This is a genomic window from Pseudomonas viciae (assembly GCF_004786035.1).
In the GTDB taxonomy this organism is placed as follows: domain Bacteria; phylum Pseudomonadota; class Gammaproteobacteria; order Pseudomonadales; family Pseudomonadaceae; genus Aquipseudomonas; species Aquipseudomonas viciae.
The window spans coordinates 296482-307859 of the sequence record NZ_CP035088.1 but is presented as its reverse complement, the minus strand read 5'-3'; the positions used below and the strand labels follow the sequence as shown (position 1 = coordinate 307859).

At 59.9% G+C, this 11378-nt stretch carries 11 protein-coding genes; 5 read left to right on the top strand and 6 right to left on the bottom strand.

Features of this window, described 5'->3' with window-relative positions; all coding sequences use genetic code 11:
• The first annotated feature begins 262 nt into the window (after window positions 1-262).
• On the top strand, window positions 263-739 hold the full coding sequence (locus tag EPZ47_RS01350; RefSeq protein WP_135843188.1) for a glycine zipper domain-containing protein: 477 nt from the start codon (window positions 263-265) through the stop codon (window positions 737-739).
• Window positions 740-825: 86 nt separating this feature from the next.
• On the opposite strand, the gene EPZ47_RS01345 is transcribed toward EPZ47_RS01350, so the two are convergent.
• The 3 genes from EPZ47_RS01345 to EPZ47_RS01335 all read right to left on the bottom strand — a co-directional run bounded on the left by EPZ47_RS01345 (window position 826) and on the right by EPZ47_RS01335 (window position 4554).
• A complete protein-coding gene (locus EPZ47_RS01345; RefSeq protein ID WP_135843187.1) occupies window positions 826-1245 on the bottom strand; it encodes an acyl-CoA thioesterase in 420 nt (139 codons plus the stop codon).
• Window positions 1246-1291: 46 nt separating this feature from the next.
• Window positions 1292-2518: a 3-hydroxyacyl-CoA dehydrogenase gene (locus tag EPZ47_RS01340; RefSeq protein WP_135843186.1), complete on the bottom strand. Its 1227-nt coding sequence runs from the start codon at window positions 2516-2518 to the stop codon at window positions 1292-1294.
• A 107-nt stretch (window positions 2519-2625) separates the two neighbouring features.
• Window positions 2626-4554, bottom strand: coding sequence for a RecQ family ATP-dependent DNA helicase (locus EPZ47_RS01335; RefSeq protein ID WP_135843185.1), 1929 nt, complete (start codon window positions 4552-4554; stop codon window positions 2626-2628).
• Window positions 4555-4810: 256 nt separating this feature from the next.
• On the opposite strand from EPZ47_RS01335, the gene EPZ47_RS01330 reads away from it, so the two are divergent.
• Window positions 4811-5881, top strand: a complete 1071-nt coding sequence (locus EPZ47_RS01330) for a S8 family peptidase (RefSeq protein WP_135843184.1) — start codon at window positions 4811-4813, stop codon at window positions 5879-5881.
• A gap of 43 nt (window positions 5882-5924) precedes the next feature.
• A complete protein-coding gene (locus tag EPZ47_RS01325) occupies window positions 5925-6278 on the top strand; it encodes a DUF1493 family protein (RefSeq protein ID WP_135843183.1) in 354 nt (117 codons plus the stop codon).
• 147 nt (window positions 6279-6425) lie between these two features.
• On the opposite strand, the gene EPZ47_RS01320 is transcribed toward EPZ47_RS01325, so the two are convergent.
• The 3 genes from EPZ47_RS01320 to EPZ47_RS01310 form a co-directional block, all read right to left on the bottom strand.
• Window positions 6426-7970 carry a phosphoenolpyruvate carboxykinase gene (locus EPZ47_RS01320; protein ID WP_135843182.1) on the bottom strand — a complete coding sequence of 515 codons (1545 nt, stop codon included), beginning with the start codon at window positions 7968-7970 and terminating at the stop codon, window positions 6426-6428.
• A 178-nt stretch (window positions 7971-8148) separates the two neighbouring features.
• Window positions 8149-9051 carry an Hsp33 family molecular chaperone HslO gene (gene hslO, locus EPZ47_RS01315; protein WP_135843181.1) on the bottom strand — a complete coding sequence of 301 codons (903 nt, stop codon included), beginning with the start codon at window positions 9049-9051 and terminating at the stop codon, window positions 8149-8151.
• A gap of 158 nt (window positions 9052-9209) precedes the next feature.
• Entirely contained in the window at window positions 9210-9614 is a 405-nt protein-coding gene (locus EPZ47_RS01310) for an RNA-binding S4 domain-containing protein (RefSeq protein WP_135843180.1), read from the bottom strand.
• Window positions 9615-9847: 233 nt separating this feature from the next.
• Here EPZ47_RS01310 and rimB point away from each other — a divergent pair, with 233 nt between their 5' ends.
• Window positions 9848-10330 carry a retropepsin-like aspartic endopeptidase RimB gene (gene rimB, locus EPZ47_RS01305; RefSeq protein ID WP_025211286.1) on the top strand — a complete coding sequence of 161 codons (483 nt, stop codon included), beginning with the start codon at window positions 9848-9850 and terminating at the stop codon, window positions 10328-10330.
• Window positions 10327-11232, top strand: a complete 906-nt coding sequence (gene rimK / locus EPZ47_RS01300; protein ID WP_003196697.1) for a 30S ribosomal protein S6--L-glutamate ligase — start codon at window positions 10327-10329, stop codon at window positions 11230-11232. Before rimB ends, rimK begins: the two co-directional genes overlap by 4 nt.
• Window positions 11233-11378: the final 146 nt, after the last annotated feature.

Below are 11378 nucleotides of genomic sequence, written 5' to 3'. Positions count from 1 at the left end.
CCTGGCTTGGATCATGGTGGACCTGTGGCGAGGGGATTTATCCCCTCACCGCAAAGCACTTTTCAAACGCCCACAAAAAAGGCCGTTTTCTATAAAAAACGGCCTGTCCGAAGTAGCTAGAGACCCGCGAAAACACCTTAAGTTCCGCCCTAAAAACAATAACTTAGAGAATTGTGCACAAGTCGTGTTACTCGTCGGATTTCGATTGTAACCAAGCGAAGCGAGCCTCAGGATCGCGCCGTCATCCCTTTGAGGCTCCTCTATGAAGTTCTCCTCCATTCTCTTGTTGTCCCTTGGCCTGGTCAGTGGTATCGCTTCTGCCGGAGGCACCGCCGAAGCAGGCGTGGGCGGCGCATTGGGCGGGGTTTTGGGTTCAGTCGTCGGCCAATCCCTGGGCGGCAACACCGGCTCCACTATCGGCGCGGCCCTGGGCGGTGCAGGTGGTAGCGCAGTCGGTGCAGACAAACACAGCCGCGGCGAAGCGGCGATCGGCGGCGCACTGGGCGCAGCCGGCGGTAACGTGGTCGGCCGCAGCGTGGGCGGCAGCACCGGCAGCCTGATCGGCGCAGCCGCCGGCGGTGGCGCTGGTGGCGCGCTGGGTAACTACATGGGCAAGGACGATGACGACGACCGTCGTTATGAAGGTCGCCGTGGTGACCGCCGCTACTACCGTGACGGCCATCCGGGTCGCGGCCATGCCTATGGGCACCGCAAGCATAAACATCGCTACCGCGACTAATCGCTGGTTTTAAATATCAGCGATTAAAAAATCGCAGCGTGCGGCAGCTCTTCCCAGAGCCTGACCGCAGGCTGCGATTTTTCGTTTCAGACGACCAACCGCTCCAAAGCCCCACGTAAGCGGTCCGGAATCGCCACCGGCCGATTCGACGCCCGGTCCACGAAGACATGGACAAAGCGCCCCGCAGCACAAGCCTCCTCCTCACCCGCCTTGAACACTGCCAGTTCGTATTGCACCGAACTGCTGCCCAACTTCCCGACCCGCAGGCCGATTTCAATCCGATCTGGAAAGGCGATCGACGCAAAGTAGTCGCAAGCCGAACTCACCACGAACCCCACCACCTCCCCACCATGAATATCCAGCCCGCCGACTTCGATCAGGTAGGTATTCACCGCACTATCGAAAAAGCTGTAGTAGGTAACGTTGTTGACGTGACCGTACACATCGTTGTCATGCCAGCGCGTGGTGATGGGTTGCAGGTGTGGGTACTCGATACGTTGGGGCATCAGAAGTCCTTACGGTCGTTCAATGTTCTTGATATGGCACGGAGGCTCAGGCCTGCGCGAACCCCTTGCCTTGCGCCGCCAACTCCCCGATCAGACGCGCAGGCTTCCATTGGTCCCCTTGCTTGGTTTCGAGCTCCAGCAGGCGAGTATGGATATCCTCAAGCCCCTGCCCGTCGGCCCAGGCCATCGGGCCGCCCTTGTCCGCAGGGAACCCGTAGCCGTTGAGGTAGACCAGGTCGATATCGTGAGCCGACTCGGCAATGCCTTCCTGCAGGATCTTCGCGCCTTCGTTGACCAGCGCCAGCAAGCAACGTTCGAGAATTTCCTCAGGCCCGATCTCCCGGCGCTGAAAGCCCAGCGCTTCGCTGACCTGCTGCACCAGCGCATCGACCTCGACATCATGCTCAGCTTGCCGACTGCCGGGCGCATAGTGGTAGTAGCCGCTGCCACTTTTCTGCCCGAACCGTCCCAGTTCGCACAGCCGGTTATCCACTTGCACCTCTGGCGCATCCTGGCCTTTGCCCGCCAGCTCACGGGCACGCCACTCCAGGTCGATCCCGACCACGTCGTACATGCGAAACGGCCCCATGGCAAAACCGAAGCCTTGCAACGCCGCATCCACCTGATGGGGAAACGCCCCCTCCAGCAGCATCTTGCGAGCCTCCAACACATAAGGGTGGAGCATTCGGTTGCCGATAAAGCCATGGCAATTGCCCGAGACCACGCTGACCTTACCCATGCGCTTGCCCAACACTAGGGCCGCGTCCAGCACCGCTTTGGAAGTTTGTGCACCGCGAACGATCTCCAGCAGCTTCATGATGTGCGCCGGGCTGAAGAAATGCAGGCCCAGCACCTGGGTTGGCCGGCGGGTGGCAGCGGCGATGGCATCGATGTCCAGCGCCGACGTGTTGCTCGCCAGGATGGCCTCGGGCTTGAGCAGGCCGTCCAATTCGCGAAAGATTTTCTGCTTGAGTTCAAGGTTCTCGTAGACCGCTTCGATCACCAGGTCCACATTGCGGATCGCCGCGTAATTATCTGCTCGCGTCACCCGTGCGATCCGAGTATCGGCTTCACGTTGATCGATCCGCCCCTGGCGCACGCTGTGGGCATAGGTCTCGGCCACGGCCGCCAGCGCCTGTTCGAGCATCTGCGGGTTGTTGTCGACCCACTGCACCGTCACTCCGGCATTAGCCAGGCACATCACGATGCCTCGCCCCATGGTGCCTGCACCGACCACGGCGGCGCGCTGAATATCGAAGGGTGTCTGGCTCATGTTTGCTCTCTTGTTGGCGATCCAAAGACAGCCTTCACCTTAGTCAGCACCCGGCTATTTTTGAAATTTATTCGTGTGATGCCGGGCATTCAGCGGATGGATGCAACTCACAAATGCGCCTGGGTCCACTGGCGAACTTCAGCGTACGGATACTCCTCCAAAGCGGCGTATCCCCGGATCGTCCGCGCCTTCAGTTTGGTAAACAGCGGCACACTGATCCCGCACAGAAACCGGGTCAGCCGCTCTGCAGACGGCACGCTGCCGGTATGCTGCTCATGCCTGTGGATAAAATCGCCACACAGCGCCTCGAAGCCTTTATCCACAAGTGCCGGCAACGAAGGTGGCTCCGGCAGGCGTGTGACATGTCCATGGCACACCGAACAATGGCCACACTGCCGAGGCGCATTCTCGTCGCCGAAATACTGCGCCAAGCGATAGCCGAGACAACGATCGCTGGCGAACAACTCGAGCATGGCGTGGATCCGCGCGATTTCACCGTGCTCGTGACGGCTGAAATAAGCGTACAGCTCGGCACCCAGGACCTGTGGATCAAGGTCCGTCTCCAGCACGTTGTACACCTCGGTCATCTGTTTGCTTTCCAGCTCGATCCAGCCCTTTTCCTGGAAATAATCCAGCGCCTTGACCACCCGATTTCGCTCGGCATGATACTGCTGGTACATCCCGTCGAAATTCACCGTGGCCCAGGCCCGGGCGCGACTGGAGGTCTGGATGATGGCCGAGACGAAATCCCGGCGCTCACCTTCGAAGCGTTCCAACAGCGCTTGCGGCTCGGTCAGGAACTTGAAACGGTACTCGGCGAAATAGGCATAACGCGGCGCGATCAGCCGGCGCAGTTCCAGCTGAACCAGCAGCGTCTTGAGCGGCAGTTGCCGGATGTTGCTCTGATCCGCCAGCGGCCCCAGCAAAAACTCCCATTGCCCATCGGAGGCGGCGGCCTTCAGCTCATCGAGCACACACCGGATGCCTTCCAGTTCGGGGGTGTCGCCATACACAAAGTTTTCCAGCACATTAAGGCTGTCGCGGTTGGCCAGTACCAGGCAGTCGGACGGCTGCCCATCCCGCCCGGCCCGGCCGATTTCCTGACTGTAGTTTTCGATGGATTTGGGCAGGTCGAAATGCACGACGTTGCGGATATCGCTCTTGTCGATGCCCATGCCAAAAGCGATGGTCGCGACGATGCAATTGGACTCCCCGCCCATGAACCGCCGCTGGATCGCTTCACGTTGCTCATGGGGCAAACCGGCGTGATAGGCCTCGGCCCCTATACCATGCTGGTTCAGGTGTTCGGCAATCTGCTCGGCGGTTTTCTGCAGGGTGACGTAGACGATGCTCGGTTGCCCGGCGCGCTCGCCCAGCCATTGCACCAATCGCCCGCGCTTGTCTGCACCGCGCACCGGCTCGACCAGCAAATTGAGGTTGGGCCGGTAGAAACCCGTCGTCACCACGTCCTCGGCGGCGATGGCGAACTTCGCCTGCATGTCGGCGATGACCTTGGGTGTGGCGGTGGCCGTCAGCAGCAACACCTGGGGGATGTTGAACTGATGCTGATAATCGGGAAGCTTGAGGTAGTCAGGTCGGAAGTTATGCCCCCATTCGGAGATGCAGTGAGCCTCGTCCACCACCAGCAGCGAGATCTGCACCTGCTGCAGGAAATTGCGGAAGCGCTCGTTCTTCAGCCGCTCCACCGAAATCATCAGAATCTTCAATTCGCCCGAACGTGCCCGGGCCATGGCATCGCTGGCTTCGTCACGGCTCTGGGCCGAATCGATGCTGGCCGATGCGATGCCGTGGCGTTGCAAGAACGCCAACTGATCCTGCATCAGCGCCAGCAGTGGCGAGACCACCAGGGTCAGGTGCGGTAACAGCAGGGCCGGCAATTGATAGCACAGGGACTTGCCGGACCCGGTGGGGAAAATGGCCGCCGCCGACCGACCGGCCAGTACGGCGCTGATGGCCACTTCCTGACCGGGGCGAAACTGTGGATAACCGAAAACCTGTTCCAGGGTGCTGTGCATCCGCGGTCGCTCCTTTGACTGCTGCGATGCCCAAAGCCTAGCGGGACAACGCAGCGAGTCGAGAAAAGGTCGGGGTTAAAAACGCTACCGGATGATACAGCCTCAGCGCCCTTTGGCTTTGCCACGAGCGGATACAAATCCAGGCATTTTGATGCCTCGTTCCCACTCCGTTTGCGGGTTAAGGTGCGCCGTCGATTCATGCGCTACACCGAGGCTCGGAAGCCTGTTGCCCAAGACTTTGTTCAAGGAATGAACCATGCCACCTCCATTTTCTACACTACGCGCTCTGACGTTAACGTCAGCCTCTCTACTGGCCGGCTGTTTGAGCGTCCCTGAACAATCCGGCATCGAACCGAGCCTGTTCGAAACCCCGGAATACCACGCGCAACAAGGCTTGGCCGTCGTCAAGGCTTCGGCTTTATATGCCCGTGGCGGCACCGGTCAGGACGTGACCGTGGCGCTGATCGATTCGGGGCTCAACGCCAGCTTGAAAGAGTTCGAAGGCAGGCTGGGTGATCCCGGATTCGACTACGTCGAAAACCGGCCGGGAACGGTGGACCGTGTCGGCCATGGCACGCAAATGGCCGGCATACTCGCCGCCAACAAGGACGATCAGGGCATGCATGGCATCGCGTTCAACGCCCGGTTGCTCCCTTTTCGTTTTGGTGACGACAACGAGCCGTTTTTCTTCGACAGCGAAATCGCCCACTCCTGGCAAAGCGCTTTCGACAAGGGCGCTCGCCTGCTCAACAACTCCTGGGCCAATGCCATCCCCGCTACCGAAATCAATGAAGCACGTTACAACCAAGTCATGCCCGATTCCCTGGCCACTGCTCGAAAACTGGTGTCAGATGGCGCCGTATTTGTCTTCCCCACTGGCAATGAGCTCAGGCGCGAGCCCTTGGCCGAACCTGGATTGCCGGTGGCAGTACCCGAACTGGAAAAAGGTTGGATCGCGGTGGTGGCATTGAAAAACGACGGCAGCGCCATCAATGGAAAATCCAACTATTGCGGCATTGCAGCAGCCTGGTGCATTGCCGTTCCCGGCGGTGATGGCGGTGCCCAGGCAGGCCTGCTCACGGTGGGCAAGGATGGCCGCTACGTGCAAACCGCCGGCACCTCCCCCGCCGCAGCCTTGGTCAGTGGTGCACTGGCGGCGCTGCAAAGCCTTTACCCGCAATTCAGCCCGCAGCAAGTGCGCGAACACCTGCTGGCGACAACCAACCGCACGGGTATCTACGCCAACAGCCATGCCTATGGCAGAGGGTTGATGGACCTTGAGGCAGCTTCACGACACACTCCTGGGTGGCCAACGATTTCACCCTGAACGCTCACCCACAGACCCGCCCCATCAGTCCGGACATTTCACCATGCACCTCGCCCCAGACTTCCCCGACGACCCTGCCATGCGCCAACTCATGGAACTGCTCCACGAAGAAATCGGCCTGCCTGAGCGAAAGACGATCCGTTTGGACACGGCGATCAATCTCGATCTGGGATGCGATGGCGCGGATGCCCGGCATCTGATGGAGGCATTGGAGGAGCGGTTCGCCCTCGACCTCATCGATTACGACGCGTATCGCTACTTTCAACCGGAAGGATTTGATGTATTTCAAAAGCGCAGGGCCAAGGGCCGTGGGAACAAGATGCCGCTGACCATCGGCATGCTCTACAAGGCGATCAAGGCACAACGATGGGATACGCGGGAAGTGGAAGAGACCTAGTTGATCGGGATACCTTAAGTGGGATTATTCTGGCTGTTTGGCTCGATTTCAGCTGGAAGAATGGCAGTTTCCAAACCATGTTCGTACAAATAGCCGCCCATAAAAAAACCGCCCACAAAGGGCGGTTTTTTATTCGCTAGCCGAGCCTTACAGCTGTGGCCCTGCGGCCTTGATCGCGTCGCTCACGTCGAACTTCTTGAAGTTCTCGGTGAACAAGCCGGCCAAGGCCTTGGCAGCTTCGTCGTACGCAGCCTTGTCGGCCCAGGTGTTGCGTGGGTTCAACAGGCCAGTCTCAACGCCCGGAACAGCCAACGGCACGTCCAGGTTGATGATGTCCAGGTGTTCGGTTTGCGCACCGATCAGCGCGCCGCTCTGGATCGCAGCGATCACCGCACGGGTGGTCGGGATGTTGAAGCGCTTGCCGACGCCATAGCCGCCGCCGGTCCAGCCGGTGTTGACCAGGTAGACCTTGGAGCCGAAACCACGGATACGCTTGATCAGCAGTTCCGCGTACTCACCGGCAGGGCGCGGGAAGAACGGGGCGCCGAAGCAGGTGGAGAACGTCGACTTGATGCCGCTGCCCGAACCCATTTCGGTCGAGCCCACCAGCGCGGTGTAGCCGGACAGGAAGTGGTAGGCGGCTTGTTCTTCGCTGAGGATCGACACCGGCGGCAATACGCCGGTCAGGTCGCAGGTCAGGAAGATCACGGCGTTTGGCTCGCCACCGAGGTTTTTCGGTGCGCGCTTCTCGATCAGCTCACGCGGGTAAGCGGCGCGGCTGTTCTGGGTCAGGCTGTCGTCGGCGTAGTCGGCTTTCTTGGTGACCGGGTCCAGGACAACGTTTTCCAGTACGGCACCATGCTGGATGGCTTTCCAGATCACCGGCTCGTTCTTCTCGGACAGGTCGATGCACTTGGCGTAGCAACCGCCTTCGATGTTGAAGACCACGCCCACACCCCAGCCGTGCTCGTCGTCGCCGATCAGGTAGCGGCTTTCGTCGGCGGACAGGGTGGTCTTGCCGGTGCCCGACAGACCGAAGAACAGGGTCACGTCGCCCTCTTCGCCCATGTTGGCAGCGCAGTGCATCGGCAGCACGTCAACGGCTGGCAGCAGGAAGTTCTGCACGGAGAACAGGGCTTTCTTCATTTCACCGGCGTAACGCATGCCGGCGATCAGCACTTTCTTGGCCGCGAAGTTGATGATCACGGTGCCGTCGGAGTTGGTGCCGTCGCGCTCAGGCTCGCAGACGAAATTCGGCGCGTTGAGGATCTGCCATTCATCCTTGCCGCCAGCGTTGTACTGCTCGGGGTTGATGAACAGGCAACGGCCGAACAGGTTGTGCCAGGCAGTCTCGGTGGTCATCTTGACCGGCAGGTAGTGCGCAGGATCGGAACCTACATGCACGTGGGAGACGAAACGCTCGCGCTCACCCAGGTAGGCTTCCACGCGGCTCCACAGGGCATCGAACTTGTCGGCCGGGAACTTGCGGTTGATCGGGCCCCAGGCGATGGCGGCCTGGGTGGTCGGCTCTTCTACGATGAAACGGTCAACTGGCGAGCGACCGGTACGATGACCGGTACGGACAACCAGCGCGCCAGTATCGGCAAGCTCGCCTTCACCGCGACTCAGGGCTTCTTTAACCAGATCATCGACACTCAGATCGATGTACACGGCGTTATTGGCTTGCGTCATGAGGTTCCCCGTCGGCCCGTGGCCGAGTGCTCCAAACGTTTTGTAGTAGGAAGTCGCGCACTACTACCCGAAAAAAGTGGGCCGGATTATGCCAGAAAAGCCCAAAAAAAGTAGGGCCCTCCCGTCAGTACGGCGTAAATCCGGCGTTTGCCAGGAGATTTACCTGCGCTGAAACGTTTTAGTGACGAGTATCTGACGGTGTGTCGACACCCGCACCGGCGAACAATTGAGCAATGTCGGCCGCGTCGAACAGGTAGCGTTCATTGCAAAACTGGCAATCGACCTCAATGGCACCGCCATGTTCGATCACCAACTGCTGCGCATCTTCCAGACCCAGACTGACAAGCGCATTGCCGGAACGTTCACGGGAGCAACTGCATTGGAAGCGCAATGGCTGACCATCGAACAGGCGCACGGCCTCTTCGTGGTAGAGGCGATGCAGCACGGTTTCGTTGTCCAGGCTCAACAACTCATCGGCGCTCAAGGTGCTGGCCAGAGCGGTGACGTGCTGCCAGCTGGCGTCCCGCTCTTCCGGGTCGCGAAGGCGATCGGCGGGCAATTGTTGCAGCAGCAGGCCGCGAGCACGCCGCCCGTCGGCATAGAGCCAGAAGCGGGTGTTGGTCTGCTGGGACATGACGAAGTAGTTGGTGAAGCAATCGGCCAGGGTTGCGCCGTCGAGATCGACAATGCCCTGGTAGCGTTGGCCTTGGTTCGGATCGACCGTCAGGGCCAGCACGCCGTTGGGCATCATGTCGGCCAGCGTCGCGTCGGGCGCGATCTGCTGTGCATCGTAGCGGGCCAGGCCACGGATCTCGCGCTCACTGGAACACTCGATCATCAGCAATGGCACCGGGCCTTCGGAGCGGGCCTGGAGAATCAGCAAGCCATCGAATTTCAAGGTGCCGACCAACAGTGCCGCTGCCGCCATCAGCTCACCGAGCATTTGCGCGACCGGTTCCGGATAGGGGTGTTTGGCGAGGACTTCGGCGTAGCTACGCTCCAACGCCACCAGCTCGCCGCGGGCGTCGCTGTCATCGAAGATGAAACGCTGGGTGTAGTCGGTATCCGGTAAATCAGTCATAGGATCTGGTATCTGAGGTGATGACAATTGATGGCGGGCATTTTATGGGCATTCCGGGTGGGTTCCAAGCAAGGCTTGGGCTTGCCTGACGGGAAGGGACTGACAACTCAGCTCCACTTGTAAGCCTCGCCACGGATGCCCTCAAAATTACCGACGCTTTATTCGCTATTGCTGCCATGAAACCTGAACAGATCCCGACGTTGCTTCTTGCTCGGCTTGCCATCGGTGCTGACACCCAGGGCGCCGGCCTTGCGTTGGGCGGCTGCGGTTTCGCGCTTGGCGATGCTGGCTTCGGTTTCGCGATACAGTGCCTGCGCTTCAGGCGCGCCACGCCGCACGATCGAAAGGGCTTCGACAACCACGGTTTTTTCATCGAACCCGGTGCGAATGACAAATTCGTCGCCGATGCGCGGCTCCTTGCCCGGTTTGCAGCGATCGCCCCGGTGATGGACCTTGCCGCTTTCGATGGCAGCCTTGGCGAGGGCCCGCGTCTTATAGAATCGCGCCGCCCATAACCATTTATCGAGACGGACCTTGTCGTCCTCTTCCTGTTTTTGTGCCACTGCAATTCCTCTTTCTGCCAATAGTCAGAACTGTACTACCGTTTTTGTCGGACACACGAATTCGACCCGACAGATAGAATGCCCGCCAGGCCGGCCTCACCGGCCAGGGTTGTGTAGAAAGTTACGCGCGGAAACAGCTGAGTAGATAACTGTCGCCATTTTGTGATTATTCTGCGTGAATACCGCGATTCGCGGGCTCAACGATCCGATGTACTGATCGCAGGTTGTTTTTATTGAAGACTTTTGACCATTTGACCGTTGTCGGTCTGCGCGAGTGGGTGGCGCTTCCAGATCTGGGAGTTGCGGGCCTACGGGCAAAAATCGACACCGGTGCCAGCACCTCCAGCCTGCACGCCACCGATATCGAGCCGTTCGAGCGCGACGGTGAAAAGTGGGTGCGCTTCACCGCGCACCTGGGCACGGTGGTGCAGTTGCGCCATCGCCGCTGCGAAGCCCCGCTGGTGGCGCGCAAGACGATAAAAAGCTCCAACGGCCACGCGCAGGTCCGCTACGTGATCAGCACCACGCTGGCGCTGGGTGATCGGATCTGGCGAGTCGAGTTCACGCTGGCCTGCCGCAAATCCATGCGCTATCGCCTCTTATTGGGTTCCAAAGCCTTGATCGACGGCCAGTTGGTGGTCAATCCAGGTATCAAATACGTTCAAGACAAGCCGGTATTCCCGGTGTCCACTACCTCTGCCACAGGTGTTGCATGAAGATCGCTGTGCTGTCGCGTAATCCGCGTCTGTATTCCACTCGTCGCCTGGTTGAAGCCGGCACCGAACGTGGCCATGAAATGGTGGTGATCGACACCCTGCGCGCCTACATGAACATTGCCAGTCACAAGCCCCAGATCCATTACCGTGGCAAACCGCTGGAAGGGTTCGACGCAGTGATTCCGCGCATCGGCGCGTCAGTGACGTTCTATGGCTGCGCGGTGTTGCGTCAGTTCGAAATGATGGGGGTGTTTCCCCTCAACGAGTCCGTGGCCATTGCCCGCTCCCGGGACAAGCTGCGCTCGCTGCAACTGCTGTCGCGACGCGGGATCGGCTTGCCGGTGACCGGCTTTGCCCACTCCCCCGACGACATTCCCGACCTGATCGCAATGGTCAATGGTGCGCCGCTGGTGATCAAGGTGCTGGAAGGCACCCAGGGCATCGGCGTGGTGCTGTGTGAAACCGCGACAGCAGCGGAGTCGGTGATCGAAGCGTTCATGGGCCTGAAGCAGAACATCATGGTCCAGGAATACATCAAGGAAGCCGGTGGCGCGGACATTCGCTGCTTCGTGGTCGGCGACAAGGTCATCGCCTCGATGAAGCGCCAGGCCAAGCCCGGCGAGTTTCGCTCCAACCTGCATCGCGGCGGCAGTGCCAGCCTGATCAAGATCACCCCGGAAGAGCGCATGACTGCCCTGCGCGCCGCAAAAGTCATGGGCCTGGCCGTGGCCGGCGTGGACATCCTGCGCTCCAATCACGGGCCGCTGGTGATGGAGGTCAACTCCTCGCCGGGCCTGGAAGGGATTGAAACCACCACAAGCAAGAACGTGGCAGGGATCATCATCGAGCACTTGGAAAAGAATGGCGGGCCGAACATGACCCGGACCAAGGGCAAGGGTTAACTCCGATACAAGACCTGTTGGGGGCGGGCTTTTGTGGGAGCCGAGCTTGCTCGCGATGCAGGCACCTCGGTTTACAGTAAGACCGCGTTATCGTTCATCGTGAGCAAGCTTGGCTCCCACAAAAGCTCAGTTCCCACAGGGTGAAC